The sequence below is a fragment of the Cardiobacterium sp. Marseille-Q4385 genome, assembly GCF_916618745.1.
Taxonomy (GTDB): domain Bacteria; phylum Pseudomonadota; class Gammaproteobacteria; order Cardiobacteriales; family Cardiobacteriaceae; genus Cardiobacterium.
Genome location: NZ_OU745373.1, coordinates 2,189,398 through 2,205,228, shown reverse-complemented (window position 1 = coordinate 2,205,228; position 15,831 = coordinate 2,189,398). Strand labels below are relative to the sequence as shown.

The window sequence follows — 15,831 nt, the reverse complement described above, 5'->3', positions numbered from 1 at the left end:
GGCGGACGGCCGGGACGCCACCGCTGTCCAGCCCGCTTTTTTGCTACTATTCGCGCCCGTTTTCTTTACGTTCGTTCATGGAGGTTTTTATGTCGCTGTCCCCGTTATCCGCCGATGTCCGCCAGCGTTTGCAGCAGGCGCTTGCCCAGTTGGGTTCGATTATTGTCGGCAAGGAAGAGGTGATTTCGCTGGCGGCGGCGTGTTTGCTCGCGCGCGGGCATTTGTTGCTGGAGGATTTACCGGGGGCGGGCAAGACGACGCTTGCCAAGGCGTTTGCCGCCACGCTTGGGCTGGATTTCCGCCGTATTCAGTTCACGTCCGATTTGTTGCCGGCCGATGTGGTCGGTTTTTCGACGCTAGACCCGCAGTCGCAGGCGTTGATCTTTCATCAGGGGCCGGTGTTCACGCAGTTGTTGCTTGCCGATGAGGTGAACCGTGCGTCGCCGAAGAGTCAGTCTGCACTGCTGGAGGCGATGGAGGAGCGGCAGGTGTCGGTGGATCACCGCACGCATCCGCTGCCGTCGCCGTTTTTTGTGATTGCCACGCAGAATCCGCTGGAACAGATTGGCACGTTTGCCCTGCCGGAAGCGCAGGTGGACCGTTTTTTGATGCGTCTCTCGCTCGGTTATCCGGATGCGGCCAGCGAGGTGGAGGTGCTGCGCGGGCGTGACCGCAGTGAGTTGCTCGCTTCTGCCCGTCCGCTGTTGTCGCGCGAGGATGTGCTGGCGTTGCAGCAAGCGGCGGCGCAGGTGGCAGTCTCGGAGGCATTGGCGCTGTATGTGCAGCATTTGCTGGCGTTTTCACGTTCGTGCGGCGATTTTGTCCACGGGTTGTCAACGCGGGCCGGGTTGTCGCTGGTGCGCGCGGCGCAGGCGTATGCGCTGCTGCGCGGTGAGTCGGCGGTGCTGCCGGAGTTTGTGCAGGCGGTGTTTCCGGCGGTGGCCTGGCACCGTCTGCATTCGGTGCATGCGGATAGTGATGGTCACGCGGCGGCGCTGGCGCGGGTGCTGGCGCAGGTGGCGGTGCCGCTCTGATGGCGCTGGTCAAACGTTTGCGCGTACGCTGGATGGCGCGGCTGGATGCGGCGGTGGCGCAGCGGGATTTGCCTTCGGCGCTAAGGATGCCGGTCGTGCCGTCGTATTTTGGTTTGGCGTTTTTTGCCGTGCTGGCGGTGATGTTTTTGTGGTCGGCCAATCATCAGCTCAATTTGGGTTATGCCCTGACGTTTTTGGCGTTCACGGTGTTTTTGTTGGGCGGCACGATTACGGCAGGGCAGCTCGCCGGTTTGTCGTTTTCTGCGCGCGGCGGTGCACCGGTGTGGGCGGGCGATGAGGCAGCGTTTGTGGTGTCGGTCACGGAACGTGATGGGCGCCTGCGCGGCCTGCTCACGCTGCGCAATGCGTGGCATGAGACGCGCTGTGAGGATGTGCTGCCGCGCGCGACGGCGCAGGTGGTGTTGCGTGAACCGGCGCAGCGGCGCGGCTGGCAGTATATGGCGCCGCTTGAGGCGTTTTGTCTGCACCCGCTCGGCGCGTTTGTGACGTGGGCGTGGTTGCGGCTGGAAGCGCGGGTGCTGGTGTATCCGCGTCCGGTCGGCGAGCAGCCGTTGCCCTGGGTGTCGATGGCGGGCGAGGGCAAGGTGGTCGGCGCGGCGGCGGGTGATGATGAGTTATCCGGATTACGGCCGTATGTGCTCGGCGATGCGCTCTCCCGCGTCGCCTGGAAGCGTTTTGGCCGGGGCGAGTTGTTGTTGAAGCAGTTTGCCGGTGAGGGCGCGCCGCGTTTGTTGCTGGATTTTGCTGCCGCCAAAGGTGGCACGGAGCAGCGCTTGTCGCAGCTCGCCAAGTGGGTGATGGATGCCGACAGGCAGGGGCTGCTGTATGCGCTGCGCCTGCCGCCGGATGTGTTTTTCGATTTTGGCCATGGCCGCGAGCACCGCGAGGCTTGTTTGCGCGCCTTGGCGCTGTTTGGAGGTGGGGCATGATCCGCTGGGTGAGTGCCGAGGATTTTCATAACCGCCTGGATGCGGGCGAGTGGCGGCGGGTGGCGGCGACATTTTTGTTTGTCGCCCTGCCGCTGTTTTTCTTTTTGCCGTCGGAACTGGGGATGCTGCTCGCTGCCGGAGTGGTATTGAAGTTTGTCGCGCTCGCGCTGAAAAGCGAGCGTTTTGCCCTCGGCGCGGCGCTGGTGCTGATGTTTGCCGGCTGCTCTTTGGTGTATTCGCGTCTGCATTCGGTGGGGATGACGATGTCGTTTGTGGCAATGCTGGTGACGATGAGCGTGTGCAAGTTGCTGGAAGCGCGCAACCGCCGCGATGTGCATGTGCTGTTTTTGTTGCAGATGCTACTGATGCTGGCGTTTTTGATGTATTCGCAGTCGATTCCGATGTTTGTCTATCTGCTCTTTACGCTGGTGATCAGTCTGCGCGGGTTGCTGCGCTTCGAGCAGTTGGGGCGGGCGCGGGTGCAGTTCGCCCGCTGGCGTGATGTGGTGCGGATGTTTGCCATCGCCCTGCCGTTCGCCGCCGCGATGTTTTTCCTCTTCCCGCGCGTGCAGCCGCTGTGGGGCATGCCGCAGCAGGGCGGCGCAAAGACGGGCCTGCCGGAAGAGATGCATATGGGCGATTTGTCGTCGCTGGCGCAGTCAAACGAGATCGCCTTCCGCGTCCGCTTCCTCGGCGATTCGCGCCCGGATTTGAACCAGCTCTACTGGCGCGGGCCAGTGCTGTGGTTTTTCGACGGCATTCAGTGGCATCAGCGTCCGGGCGAGGTGTTTAACCGCCCGCCGCGTTTCGGTTATCGGGAAAACAGCGTGGTGCGCTATGAATTGACGCCGGTGAAGAAATCCCTGCGCTGGCTGACGGTGCTGGATTTGCCGCTCAATCTGCCGACGGAAGCGCGCGCCGGCTATGCCTGGCAGGTACAAATGCCGATATCGCCGCGCGGGGTCACGGCCAACCGCTTCGAGGTGTCCTCGGCGCTCAGTTACCGTATGGAAGACGCCCTGCCGGCGCGCGACCGCAAAGACGCCCTGCAACTGCCACGCAATTATCCGATGCCGCAAACGGAAGGGCTGGCGCGGCGGCTGTTTCAAGAAACCGGCGGCGACACGCGCGGCTTTGCCAATGCCTTTCTCACCTATCTGCGCAACAACGAGTTCTACTACACCCTGGAACCGCCGCCCGGTGCGGGCAACCCGGAATCCTTCCTCTTTGGCAACCGCATGGGCTTCTGCGAACACTACACCAACGCGATGGTGCTGGCCGCGCGCAGTGTCGGCATTCCGGCGCGGGTCGTCATCGGCTATCAGGGCGGCGAACCGAACTCGGTCAGCGGCGACTGGGCAGTGCGTGAAGAAGCGGCGCACGCCTGGGCGGAACTGTGGATTGACGGCGAAGGCTGGGCGCGTTTCGACCCGACCGCCGCCGTCGCCCCGGAACGCATCCTGCAAGGGCGCATCTCCGGTGGCGGTCTTGAAGGCGAAGACAGCCGCTCGCTCACCTCGCGCATCGCCGAAACCCTCGGCGCCGTCGCCTGGCTGCGCGACGCCCTGGAAGCGACACAGGCCTTCTGGCAGGACTGGGTTATCGAGCTCGACCGCGACCAGCAGCAAAGCATCCTGCGCGGCCTCGGCCTGCAAAACCTTGGTGCCATCGGCCTCCTTTTCATCCTCGTCCCCGCCCTGCTCATCGGCGCGGCGCTGCTCTACTGGTTCTGGCACAACCGCCCGCGTCACGACGAAGACGCCGTCGCCCGCCTGCTGCGCCGCCGTCTCGCGCGCTGGGCGAAGCGCGGTTATGTAAAAGACGACAACGAATCCGTCGCCGTCTTCTTCCGCCGCCTCGCGCAGAACGCCGCGCCGCCGCAAGCGGCGCAGTTGCAGGCCGCAGCGGCGGGCTACGAAGCCTTGCGTTACCGCGAAAATGGTAACGCTTCGCAACTGATTGATTTAATCAAACGAATCCGGCTTTAAGAACAGAAAAGTAGAACGTGCGGCTTGCACGCCCTGCGCGAACCCGATAAAGTACATTTCCTGTCCTGATTCAGAAACCCTTTCCCATGCTGCGCATCACCAAAGAAACCGAATACGCCTTCATGCTGCTCGGTGCGGTGCTGGCTGCCGACGGCACCGCCAAAAACACCGCTTACCTTGCAGGCCGTACCCGCATTGCCGTGCCAATGTCCGGCAAAGTGCTGAAACGCCTGACCCAGCGGGGCATCCTCGAATCCACCCGTGGTGCCTACGGCGGTTACCAGCTTGCCCGTGACGCAGCCGACATCACCGCGCTAGACGTGGTGGAAGCGATGGAAGGCACGCCGGAACTGGTCGAATGCGCGGCAAGCGAGAACAACTGTGCGCTGGCCGAACACTGCCAGCTCAGCCCCTTCTGGCTGACCCTGAACAACGACATCCGTGCCCTGCTTGCCGATAAAACCCTGGCCGATATGCAGCGCTACGAACGCCTGCACCCCGCACAAACCCAAAGTAAAGCCTCATGAGCAACGAAGAACTGAAAAAAATCGCCGAAACCGAATACCAGTACGGCTTTGAAACCCACATCGAACAAGAAACCCTACCGCCCGGCCTTGACGAAAGCGTCATCGCGCACATCTCGCGCATGAAAAACGAGCCGGACTGGCTGCGTGAATTCCGCCTCGCTGCCTACCGCCACTGGCTGACCCTGGAACAGCCCGACTGGGGACATCTCAACATCAAGCCCATCGACTACCAGGCGATTTCCTACTACTCCGCGCCGAAAACCCAGAAAGACGGCCCCAAGTCGCTGGATGAAGTCGATCCCGAACTGCTGCGCACCTACGAAAAGCTCGGCATCCCGCTGCAAGAGCGGGAAATGCTGGCGGGCGTGGCGGTCGATGCCGTCTTCGACTCCGTCTCGGTCGCGACCAGCTTCAAAGAGCGTCTCGGCAAAGAAGGCATCATCTTCTGCTCCTTCAGCGAAGCGGTCAAAGAGCACCCCGACCTCGTGCGCAAATACCTCGGCTCCGTCGTGCGCATGGACGATAACTACTTCAGCGCACTCAACTCCGCCGTCTTCACCGACGGCTCCTTCTGCTACATCCCGCCCGGCGTGCGTTGCCCGATGGAACTCTCTACCTACTTCCGCATCAACGCCGCCAACACCGGCCAGTTTGAGCGCACACTCATCATCGCCGACAAAGGCGCATACGTGTCCTACCTTGAAGGCTGCACCGCGCCGAAGCGGGAAGAACACCAGCTGCATGCCGCTGTCGTCGAAATCATCGCCCACGAAAACGCCGAAGTGAAATACTCCACCGTGCAGAACTGGTTTCCCGGCGACAAAGACGGCAACGGCGGCATCTACAACTTCGTTACCAAACGCGGCCTGTGCGAAGGCGCGCGCAGCAAAATCTCGTGGACACAAGTCGAAACCGGCTCAGCCATCACCTGGAAATACCCCGGCGTCGTCCTGAAAGGCGATGACAGCATCGGCGAGTTCTACTCCGTCGCCCTCGCCCGCGACTACCAGCAGATCGATTCCGGCTCAAAAATGATCCACATCGGCAAAAACACCAAATCGACCATCATCTCCAAAGGCATCTCGCTCGGCCACGCGCAGAACGCTTATCGCGGCCTGGTCAAAATCCTGCCGAAAGCCGACGGCGCGCGCAACTTCTCACAATGCGACTCCCTGCTCATCGGCAGCAACTGCGGCGCGCACACCTTTCCGTACCTGATGGTGCAAAACCCGACGGCGCAAGTCGAACACGAAGCGACCACCGCCAAAATCGGCGAAGACCAAATCTTCTACTGCATGCAGCGCGGCCTGTCCGAAGAAGACGCGGTCAGCCTCATCGTCAATGGCTTCTGCAAAGAAATCTTCCAGGAACTGCCGATGGAATTTGCCGTTGAAGCACAACGCCTGATCGAACTCAAACTCGAAGGCAGTGTCGGCTAAAACACCCGCCAAGCGAGGCGAAATCTGGCTTTACGCCCTCCAGACGCGTCAAGCGAGATAACCACACGCCCCACTGCATTACAGAACAACAAAAGGAAACACCATGCTCAACATCGAAAACCTGCACGTCGCCACCCTCGACGGCAAAAAAATATTAAACGGCGTCAACCTCCATATCGGCGCGGGCGAAGTCCACGCCATCATGGGACCGAACGGCTCCGGCAAATCCACCCTCGCCAACGTCATCGCCGGACAGGAAAACTACGAAATTACCGCAGGCAGCATCACCTACAACGGTAAAAACCTGCTCGACATGGAGCCGGACGAACGCGCCTGCGCCGGCATCTTTCTCGCCTTCCAGTATCCGGTGGAAATCCCTGGCGTCAGCAACCTCTACTTCCTCAAAGCCGCGGTCAACGCCAAGCGCGCCTACGAAGGCAAAGGCGAAATGGACGCGATGGAATTCTACGAACTGCTGCAACAGCGCATGAAGACCGTAAAAATGAACGACAGCTTCCTCTCGCGCCCGGTCAACGTCGGCTTCTCCGGCGGCGAGAAAAAGCGCAACGAAATCATGCAAATGTCCGTCCTTGAACCGCGCCTCGCCGTGCTGGATGAAACCGATTCCGGCCTCGACATCGACGCCCTGCGCGTCGTCTCTGACGGCGTCAACGCCCTGCGCGACCCGGCGCGTTCCTTTCTCGTCATCACCCACTACCAGCGCCTGCTTGACTACATCGTGCCCGATTACGTCCACGTCCTCGTCAACGGCGAAATCGTCGAAAGCGGCGACAAAAACCTCGCCCTCGAACTCGAAGCCAAAGGCTATGCCGACTTCCGGGGCGAAGAAACCGGCGCAGCACGGAGCGCATAATGAACAACATCCAGGAACAAGCCCGCGCCTACCGCGAGAACTACGGCGAACCGCGCCGCCACGAAGCCTGGCGCTGGACCCCGCTTGACACCCTGACCGCGCGCGAGCGCAAAAGCGAAGGCAGCGACTACCAATATGACCTGCCGGACGCCGTCGGTGAAGACTACGGCGACTTTGCCGATGCTGACCGCCGCCTGCTCGACCTGCCGGATGCGCCCTACCTCGCGCAAAACCTCGCCGAACAGCGCGACGCCCTGCTGCTCACCGTGCCTGAAAATACCTCGCTTGACGCCCCGCTCGTGCTCAACATCGACCTCGCCGCACCGCGACTGCAACACAGCCGCATCCACCTGCGCCTCGGCAAAAACAGCCGCACCGCCTGCTGGATTGACTACCAGGCGGGCCGCGCCGGGGCACAACTGCCCGTCCTCAGTATCGACGCTGCCGAAGGTGCGGAACTCGACCTTGCCTTGTGGTTTCATGGCACAGAACACACCGCCCAACTCATGCATATCGCGAGCCAGCAGGCCGCCAACAGCCGCATCCGCATCAACGCCCTGCAAGCGGGCGGCAGCCTGCACCGTCTCGACGTGCATAGCGAACTGCGCGGCGAAGGCAGCCACTTCGCCTTCGGCGGCATCCAGCACCTGCGCGGCAGCCAGATCGCCGACTACCACCTCAACGTGCGCCACCACACCGAAAACAGCGAAAGCCACCAAATCGTGCGCGGTGCGCTGGATGACAGCGCCCAGGGCTACTTCGACGGCACAATCTACGTCGCTCACGGCGCGCAAAAAACCGACGCACGACAAAACAGCCGCTACATCCTCCTGCACGACAACGCCCGCTCACAGAGCGTGCCGCGCCTCGAAATCTACGCCGACGACGTGCAATGCGCGCACGGCTCCACCACTGGTCGCCTCGATCCCGACGCCCTGTTCTACCTGCAAAGCCGGGGCATCAGCCTCGAAAACGCGCGGAAAATGCTCATCCTCAGCTTCCTGCACGAAGCCGTCGTCATCGAGCATCCGGCTATCCTTGACGCCGTCCACGACTCCATCAGCCGCGACTGGCTCGGCGACAACAACGAGGACGCCCCCGATGCGGCATGAATTCCCCATCCTTGCGCAGACTATCCACGGCCAGCCGCTGACCTACCTCGACAACGCTGCCAGCACACAAAAACCGCTGGCCGTCATCGAGGCGATGGATCACTGCTATCGCCACGAATACAGCAACATCCACCGGGGGGTGCATACCCTGTCGCAGCGTCTCAGCGCCCGCTACGACACCGTGCGCGAAAAAACCGCACACTTCCTCAATGCCGCCCGCCCCGAAGAAATCGTCTTTACCAAAAGCACCACCGAAGGCCTGAACCTGCTTGCCAGCTCGCTGGGCGAACTTGTCTTGAAACCCGGCGACAAAATCCTCCTCACCGCCCTCGAACACCACGCCAACATCGTGCCGTGGCAACGCGCCTGCCAGCGCTTCGGCGCCGAACTCGTCGTGCTGCCCATCAACGACGCGGGCGAACTCGACAGCAGCAACTTTACGCGTTACCTCGACGGCGTCAAAATCTTCTCCGCCACCCTCGTCTCCAACGCCCTCGGCACTATCAACGACCTCGCCCCGCTCATCGCCGAGGCCAAAGCGCGCGGCATCCACACCATCGTGGACGCCGCCCAGGCCGTCGCCCATCTGCCTTGCGATGTCCAAGCCCTCGGCTGCGACTTTCTCGTCTTCTCCGCACACAAAATCTACGGCCCGACCGGCATCGGCGTTCTCTATGGCAGATACGACCTGCTGGATGCCATGCCGCCCTACCAGACCGGCGGCGACATGATCCTGAGCGTCAGCTTCGAGCACACCCACTACGCCGCCGCCCCGCAAAAATTCGAGGCCGGCACCCCGCCTATCGTCGAAGTGATCGGCCTCGGCGCTGCGCTGGACTGGGTTACCGATAAAGGCCTCGCCAACCTCGCCGCGCACGAAGAAACCCTGCGTGCCGCCGCCGAAGCCGCCCTCGGCGCCCTGCCCGGCCTGCGCATCATCGGCACCGCCCGCCACAAAGCCGCCGTCATCTCCTTCACCCTGGACGGCATCCACCCGCACGACGCCGGCACCGTTCTCGACCAGCACGGCGTCGCCGTCCGCGTCGGTCAGCACTGCGCCGAACCCGTCATGCGCCGCTTCGGCATCCCTGCCACCATCCGCGCCTCCTTCGCTGCCTACAACAACCACGACGACATCGAACGCCTCGTCGCCGCCGTCCAAGCCACCCAACAACTCTTCCAGTAATGAACGACCTCAAAAACCTCTACCAGGAAGTCATCCTCGATCACAGTAAACACCCGCGCCACTTCCACGCGCTTGCCCCCTGCGACCACAGCGCCACCGGCTACAACCCGCTCTGCGGCGACAACCTGAAAATATTCGTGCGCATGGACGGCGATACCATCGCCGACATTAGCTTCGTCGGCGACGGCTGCGCCATCTCCAAAGCCAGCGCCTCACTGATGACCGACCTCGCGCGCGGCAAAACCCTTGCCGAATTCGCGCACCTCTACCACGACTTCCACCACATCGCGACCACGCAAGACCCCATCCCGGACAGCGTCGGCAAACTCAAAGTGCTGGCCGGTGTGCGCGAATACCCCTCACGCGTCAAATGCGCCACTCTCGCCTGGCACACCCTCGATGCCGCGCTGCACGGCAAAAACGAAGCGAAGACCGAATAAAGCCGCCAAGCGGGATAACCGCGCGAACAAGCCGATAACGAACCATTGAGAAAATACAGGATTCCCCATGTACGACCCGGAAAACGTCCCCTACCAAAAAGACCCCGAAGACCCCACCCTGAGCCCGGTCGAAAAAGACATCATCCTCGCATTGAAAGGCATCTACGACCCGGAAATCCCGGTGGACATCTACGAACTCGGCCTCATCTACAACATCGACTACAACAAAAAAACCGGTAAAGCCGACATCCACATGACCCTCACCGCGCCCGGCTGCCCGGTAGCAGGCGTCATGCCGGACTGGGTCAAAGATGGCGTCGAACAAGTGGATGGCGTCGAAGAATGCGAAGTACACATGGAATGGGATCCACCGTGGGGTATGGACATGATGACCCTGCGCGCCAAAATCGAACTGAACATGATCTGAAGCGCCGACGTATCACATAAGCGACAAAAAGCGCGGGTGGCGGGCGAAGTGTGATACATTGCGCGCGCACCGCCAGCCGGTGTTTCTACAAACCTTTCGGAGCACAACAACAATGAGTAAATCCCAATCCCTGCAAGACCCTTACCTCAATGCCCTGCGCAAAGAACGCATCCCGGTATCCGTATATCTGGTCAATGGCATCAAACTTCAGGGACAAATCGAATCGTTTGACGCCTTCGTCCTTCTGCTGCGTAACAACATCTCGCAGATGGTTTACAAACACGCCATCTCAACTATCGTCCCGGCACGCAACGTGCGCATCCCCGGCGAAGGCGAAGAAGGTGAAGAAGAACAACAAGACGGCGAACACGCCGCTGCCCCGGCAGAAGCTGCCCGTCCGAGTACCGATCCGCTGTATTAATAATGCATCAACCGCACAGCACCGCGCTTTCCGTCCCACGGGAGGCGCGTTTTGTTTGAACGACCAAAAAGCGGCGAACGCGCCGCCCTCGTCCAAGTGGACATCAACTGCATCCCCGATGCCGCCGTCGAAGAAGAATTTCACCAACTCGCCCTCTCTGCCGGCGCGCAAATTATTCTTGCCGAGCGCTTCAGCCGGGGCGAAGTTGAGCCGCGCTACTACATCGGCCGTGGTCAGGCGGAAGCCCTGGCCGCAGCGGTAAAAGCGCACGACATCGAACTTATCATCGTCAACGCCCCGCTTTCCCCCTCGCAGGAACGTAATCTCGAAAAACTGTGCAACACGCGTGTGCTTGACCGCAGCGGCCTGGTGCTCGACATCTTCGCGCAGCGCGCCCGCAGCCACGAAGGCAAACTGCAAGTCGAACTCGCCCAGCTGAACCACCTTGCCACCCGCCTAGTGCGCGGCTGGACGCACTTGGAGCGGCAAAAAGGCGGTATCGGCCTGCGCGGCCCTGGTGAAACCCAGCTCGAAACCGACCGCCGCCTGCTCGCCGCCCGCATCAAACAATTACAACGCCGCCTCGACAAAGTGCAAAAACAGCGCGAAGAAAACCGCAAGGCGCGCATCCGCCGTGACATGCCGACCGTGGCACTCGCGGGCTACACCAACTCCGGCAAATCCACCCTTTTTAATATGCTGACCGAAGCGGATGTGTACGCGCAGGACCAGCTCTTTGCCACCCTGGATCCGACTTGGCGCCGCCTCAAACAGGCGGGCGGACAGACCATCCTCATGGCCGACACCGTCGGCTTTGTCAGCGACCTGCCGCACGAACTCGTCGCCGCCTTCTCGGCCACCCTGGAAGAAACCGCGCGCGCTGACTTGCTGCTGCACGTTATTGACGTAGCCGATCCGCACCATCTCGAGCGCGAAGAAGTGGTGATGGAAGTTCTGAAAAGCATCGAAGCGGACGACGTACCGACCCTGCGTGTGTACAACAAAATCGACCTGCGCGGCGAAGCACCCTACGTCAAAACCGGCGCCGACGGCATGGCGGAAGCCGTTTTCGTCTCGGCGCTCACTGGCGCAGGCGTAGATTTGCTAACTGACGCCATCGTCGCCTACTTCAACCGCGACCAGAAAAACGGCTGGCTGCACCTCGCCCCGCACGAAGGCGCCCTGCGTGCCACCCTCTACGCCGAACACGCCGTCAGCGAGGAGCGCATCGCCGCCGACGGCAGCCAATGGCTGCGTATCAGCCTGCGGGAAAAGCGCTATCAGCAAATACAATCACAGTATAATCGCCGCCTTGACCTACAAACCCAGACAGACGACCAGGAATAACACCACATGTTCATCCTCATCAGCAGCCTGCTCAAAAAACACACCCGCCCCCTCGCCATGGCGCAAGACCCTTGGGGCAACAACAACGAACCGGACAAAAAAAACAACGACCAGCCGCCGGATCTTGACGAATTTTTCAGCAGGCTCATCGGCCGTCGACCAAACCGGGGCAATAACAATAGCAGCGACAACGGCGGCAATAGCCGCGCCCCGCTGCATCTGCCCGGCAAACTCATCACCCTCGTCATTGCCGCCTTCCTCTGCATCTGGCTGGCTAGTGGCGTCTATACCGTGCGCGAACGCGAAAACGGCGTAGAAACCTTCCTTGGCCGCTACACCCGCACCACCAAATCCGGCCTCAATTGGCACTTCCCCATCCCCTTCGGCCAAGTTACCAAAGTGGACGTGACCTCCATCTCGTCAATGAAAGTCGGCGAACTCAAAAGCCAAAGTGGCCGCATCAGCACCAGCAACCAGCGCAACGGACAAATGCTGACCAGCGACGAAAACATCGTCGAAATCGGCGCCGCCGTGCAATACCGCATCCGTGACGCGAAAAACTACCTCTTCCAGGCGAACCAGCCCGAAGAAGTGCTGCGCGATATCGTCATCTCGGCTATCCGCGAAGTCGTTGGCAGCAATACCGTCGATGACATCCTCATCGACAAACGCGGCGAGTGGCCACAAGAAGCCAAACAAATCATCGAAAAAACCCTCATCCAGTACAACCTCGGCTTTGAAATCGTCGCCTTCGAACTGCAAGACGCGCGTGCGCCGGTTGAAGTGCAGGATGCTTTCGAAGATGCCGTCCGTGCCCGTGAAGACGAAGAACGCCTCGGCCTCGAAGCCGAAGCCTACGCCCGCGAACGCATCCCGGTTGCGCGCGGCGAAGCCAAACGCCTCATTCAGGCAGCGCAAGCCTACAAAGCCGAAACCCTTGCCCGCGCTACCGCCGACAGCAGCCGCTTCAACAACCTGCTCGCTGCCTACCGCGAAAATCCCGCCGTCATGCGCGAGCGCCTCTACCTTGACACCATGGCGAACATCTACGCGCAGAGCAACAAAGTGCTGATTGATGCCGACAACAGCCGCCCCATCATAAACCTCAGCGGCACATCTGCCACCGTCACTCCGCCACAACTCGCCGCACAAGAAGACAGCGCCACGACCGCGCCCACCCCGACAAACGGCAACAGCACGACCAGCAAAACCCCTGCTGCCGCCACCCCGGCGAACAGCCGCAGCAACGAACGCAGCCGCAGCCGCTAAGGAAACCGCATGAACCACAAACTCAACACCCTCATCGCTGCTATCGCCGTCGCCCTCGTCCTGCTCGTCAGCAGCGCCTACATCATCAACGAACGGCAAATCGCCGTCGTCACCCAATTCTCGCGCCTCATCAGCACTGACGACGAAGCCGGCCTCAAATTCAAAGTCCCCTTCGTGCAAAACGTCGAATTCTTTGACGCGCGCATCCAGCGCCTGGACGTCGAACCCGAACGCTTCATGACCAACGAAAAAAAATGGCTCATCGTCGATTACTTCGTCGAATGGCGTATCAAAGACATCCGCACCTTCTACACCAGCGTTCAGGGCAACTTCGACCAGGCTAGCCGCCTGCTTGACAACATGGTCAAAGAAACCCTGCGCGGCGAATTCGTGCAACGCTCCGTCAAAGAAGCCATCTCGCAAGATCGCGGCACCATCATGGGCGCCGCCAGCGAACGCATCTCGCGTCAGGCAGAAGCCCGCTACGGCATCGAAGTTCTCGGTGTACGCCTGAAGCGTGTGGATTTCTCCGACGAAATCCGCGACCGTGTCTTCGACCGCATGCGCGCCGAACGCGAACGCGTCAGCAAAGACTTCCGCGCGCGCGGCCAGGAAAAATCCTCCGTTATCCGTGCTACCGCCGAACGCGAAGCCGCCGAACTTCTTGCCCACGCCCGCGAAGAAGCCGACATCATGCGCGGCGAGGCGGATGCTACCGCCGCCAAACAATACGCCGCCGCCTACGGTGCCGACCTCGACTTCTACCGCTACTGGCGCAGCCTCAGCGCCTACCGCGACAGCCTCGGCGGCAGTACCCTCATCGTCAACCCGCACAGCCGCTACTTCCACTACCTCAACAATAACGACAGCACCCCGCCGCTTGACGCCGAAAACGCGCCTGCGGCCCCGCTGGAACAAGCACCGCTGCAAGAACAACTGCCGCCGCCCCCCCTGAATCCCGTTGCCGAACCCGTCATCCCGCCGGAAGCAGCCGCAACGGCTCCCAAAAACGAGCCGGCCCTGCCATGAACATGACCATCTGGTGGCTGTCGCTGGCACTCATGCTGCTCTGCGAAGGCGCGCTCATCGGCATCGCGCCTGCCGCCTGGCGGCGCACCATCAAACAAATCAGCGCCCTGCCCGATCAGACCCTGCGCCGCATCGGGCTGGGCATGGCGACCGTTGCCCTGCTCATCGTCGCCCTGCTCTACTGGGCGACCCCATAAAAAAATCACGCACACCACCCCGCAACCCCACGCCTTAACATCCCAACAAACCGAGGAACCAACACATGAGCACCAAACTCGTCGTTATCGGCGCCCAATGGGGCGACGAAGGCAAAGGCAAAGTCGTCGACCTGCTCACCGAAAAAGCGGGCGCCGTCGTGCGTTACCAGGGCGGCCACAACGCCGGCCATACCCTCGTCATCGACGGCAAAAAAACCGTCCTGCACCTCATCCCCGCCGGCATCCTGCATGCAGGCGTACAAAGCTACATCGGCAACGGCGTCGTCCTCTGCCTGCGTGCCCTCAAAAAAGAAAGCGATGCCCTTGAAGCCGCCGGTGTTCCCGTGCGCGAACGCCTGCACATCTCGCCCGCCTGCGCCCTCATCCTGCCGACGCACAGCGCGCTGGATCAGGCACGCGAAGCAGCACGCGGCGCAAACAAAATCGGCACCACCGGACGCGGCATCGGCCCCGCCTACGAAGACAAAATCGCGCGACGCGGCCTGCGCCTCGCCGACCTGCAACACCCCGACACCTTCCGCGAGCGCCTGCGCGAACTGATGGATTTCCACAACTTCCAGCTCAAGCACTACTACCATCAAGAGCCGCTGGACTACGCTGCTGTCTGTGACGAATGGCTGGCCTACGGCGAACACGTCCGCCCGCTTATCACCGACGTTACCCTCGCCATCACCCGCCACAGCGCAAAAGGTGAGCACATCATCTTCGAAGGCGCACAAGGCGCGATGCTCGACATCGACCACGGCACCTACCCCTTCGTTACCTCGTCCAGCACCGCCGCCGGTGGCGCGGCGACCGGCAGCGGCATCGGCCCGCGCGCGCTGGACTACATCCTCGGCATTGCCAAAGCGTACAGTACCCGCGTTGGCGGCGGCCCCTTCCCGACAGAACTGACCGATGACACCGGCGCACACCTGGCCAAAGTCGGCAACGAATACGGCGCGACCACTGGCCGCGCGCGCCGCTGCGGCTGGATTGACCTGCCCGCCCTGCGCCGCGCTATCATCAATTCCAGCATCAGCGGCCTGTGCCTGACCAAGCCGGACGTACTGGACGCCCTGGCGGAAATCAAAGTCTGCACCGCCTACGACATGGATGGCAGCCGCCTTGACATTGCCCCCGTTGGCGCGGATGAACTGGCCCGCTGCACCCCGGTATACGACACCCTGCCCGGCTGGCAAAGCGACACCGTCGGTATCACCGCCTACGACCAGCTACCGGAAAAAGCGCGCGCCTACATCGCTTACCTCGAACAACAATTGGGCATACCCATCGCCATCATCTCGACCGGCCCTGACCGCGCCCATACCATCCAGCGGCAAACCCTGCTGGTATGATGAAAAACCGCCCTTCGGGGCGGTTTTTTTACAATGACGTTATGATAAATTTCAGAGGTTTGGCAGTTTTTTAGCATCAAACGGTTAAATTGATACCACGTTTTTTAAACGAACTACAAACTCTCTCATGCCAGTTCTTAATAACTTTACTGGTCTCAACATCTTCATTCTGGCAGATATTGAGTGTACCGCGTGGTTGTGGACATTCCCTTATTTCCTTAGAACGTGTTCAT

16 protein-coding genes are annotated in these 15,831 nt (G+C 61.2%); all 16 read left to right on the top strand.

From position 1 onward, the window contains the following. Positions 1-89 precede the first annotated feature (89 nt). The 16 genes from LG374_RS10585 to LG374_RS10510 all read left to right on the top strand — a co-directional run bounded on the left by LG374_RS10585 (position 90) and on the right by LG374_RS10510 (position 15,598). Positions 90-1,034 carry an AAA family ATPase gene (locus LG374_RS10585; protein WP_370639343.1) on the top strand — a complete coding sequence of 315 codons (945 nt, stop codon included), beginning with the start codon at positions 90-92 and terminating at the stop codon, positions 1,032-1,034. Next, positions 1,034-1,984 (top strand): DUF58 domain-containing protein, encoded by a 951-nt coding sequence (locus LG374_RS10580; protein ID WP_225757660.1) that lies wholly within the window; start codon positions 1,034-1,036, stop codon positions 1,982-1,984. The genes LG374_RS10585 and LG374_RS10580 overlap by 1 nt, the downstream gene beginning before the upstream one ends. Continuing rightward, a complete protein-coding gene (locus LG374_RS10575; protein WP_225757659.1) occupies positions 1,981-3,972 on the top strand; it encodes a DUF3488 and transglutaminase-like domain-containing protein in 1,992 nt (663 codons plus the stop codon). The genes LG374_RS10580 and LG374_RS10575 overlap by 4 nt, the downstream gene beginning before the upstream one ends. An 86-nt stretch (positions 3,973-4,058) precedes the next feature. Next, positions 4,059-4,499, top strand: a complete 441-nt coding sequence (locus LG374_RS10570; protein ID WP_225757658.1) for an SUF system Fe-S cluster assembly regulator — start codon at positions 4,059-4,061, stop codon at positions 4,497-4,499. After that, on the top strand, positions 4,496-5,938 hold the full coding sequence (gene sufB, locus LG374_RS10565) for a Fe-S cluster assembly protein SufB (RefSeq protein ID WP_225757657.1): 1,443 nt from the start codon (positions 4,496-4,498) through the stop codon (positions 5,936-5,938). Before LG374_RS10570 ends, sufB begins: the two co-directional genes overlap by 4 nt. A 103-nt stretch (positions 5,939-6,041) precedes the next feature. Then, positions 6,042-6,812 carry a Fe-S cluster assembly ATPase SufC gene (gene sufC, locus LG374_RS10560; RefSeq protein ID WP_225757656.1) on the top strand — a complete coding sequence of 257 codons (771 nt, stop codon included), beginning with the start codon at positions 6,042-6,044 and terminating at the stop codon, positions 6,810-6,812. Further along, on the top strand, positions 6,812-7,924 hold the full coding sequence (gene sufD / locus LG374_RS10555; RefSeq protein ID WP_225757655.1) for a Fe-S cluster assembly protein SufD: 1,113 nt from the start codon (positions 6,812-6,814) through the stop codon (positions 7,922-7,924). Before sufC ends, sufD begins: the two co-directional genes overlap by 1 nt. Next, the gene (locus LG374_RS10550) at positions 7,914-9,110 is read left to right on the top strand and encodes a SufS family cysteine desulfurase (protein WP_225757654.1); all 1,197 of its coding nucleotides are present in this window, start codon (positions 7,914-7,916) and stop codon (positions 9,108-9,110) included. Before sufD ends, LG374_RS10550 begins: the two co-directional genes overlap by 11 nt. Next, the gene (gene sufU, locus LG374_RS10545) at positions 9,110-9,550 is read left to right on the top strand and encodes a Fe-S cluster assembly sulfur transfer protein SufU (protein ID WP_225757653.1); all 441 of its coding nucleotides are present in this window, start codon (positions 9,110-9,112) and stop codon (positions 9,548-9,550) included. The genes LG374_RS10550 and sufU overlap by 1 nt, the downstream gene beginning before the upstream one ends. A gap of 67 nt (positions 9,551-9,617) precedes the next feature. After that, positions 9,618-9,977 (top strand): iron-sulfur cluster assembly protein, encoded by a 360-nt coding sequence (locus LG374_RS10540; RefSeq protein ID WP_225757652.1) that lies wholly within the window; start codon positions 9,618-9,620, stop codon positions 9,975-9,977. A gap of 112 nt (positions 9,978-10,089) precedes the next feature. Continuing rightward, complete coding sequence (gene hfq / locus LG374_RS10535) at positions 10,090-10,398, top strand: RNA chaperone Hfq (RefSeq protein WP_225757651.1); 309 nt, start codon at positions 10,090-10,092, stop codon at positions 10,396-10,398. A 51-nt stretch (positions 10,399-10,449) separates the two neighbouring features. Beyond that, the gene (hflX, locus tag LG374_RS10530; RefSeq protein WP_225757650.1) at positions 10,450-11,745 is read left to right on the top strand and encodes a ribosome rescue GTPase HflX; all 1,296 of its coding nucleotides are present in this window, start codon (positions 10,450-10,452) and stop codon (positions 11,743-11,745) included. 6 nt (positions 11,746-11,751) lie between these two features. Beyond that, positions 11,752-13,014, top strand: coding sequence for an FtsH protease activity modulator HflK (gene hflK / locus LG374_RS10525; protein WP_225757649.1), 1,263 nt, complete (start codon positions 11,752-11,754; stop codon positions 13,012-13,014). A gap of 9 nt (positions 13,015-13,023) precedes the next feature. Beyond that, positions 13,024-14,043 carry a protease modulator HflC gene (hflC, locus tag LG374_RS10520; protein WP_225757648.1) on the top strand — a complete coding sequence of 340 codons (1,020 nt, stop codon included), beginning with the start codon at positions 13,024-13,026 and terminating at the stop codon, positions 14,041-14,043. Continuing rightward, positions 14,040-14,240, top strand: coding sequence for a DUF2065 domain-containing protein (locus LG374_RS10515; RefSeq protein WP_225757647.1), 201 nt, complete (start codon positions 14,040-14,042; stop codon positions 14,238-14,240). Before hflC ends, LG374_RS10515 begins: the two co-directional genes overlap by 4 nt. A 65-nt stretch (positions 14,241-14,305) precedes the next feature. Then, entirely contained in the window at positions 14,306-15,598 is a 1,293-nt protein-coding gene (locus LG374_RS10510; protein WP_225757646.1) for an adenylosuccinate synthase, read from the top strand. Positions 15,599-15,831: the final 233 nt, after the last annotated feature.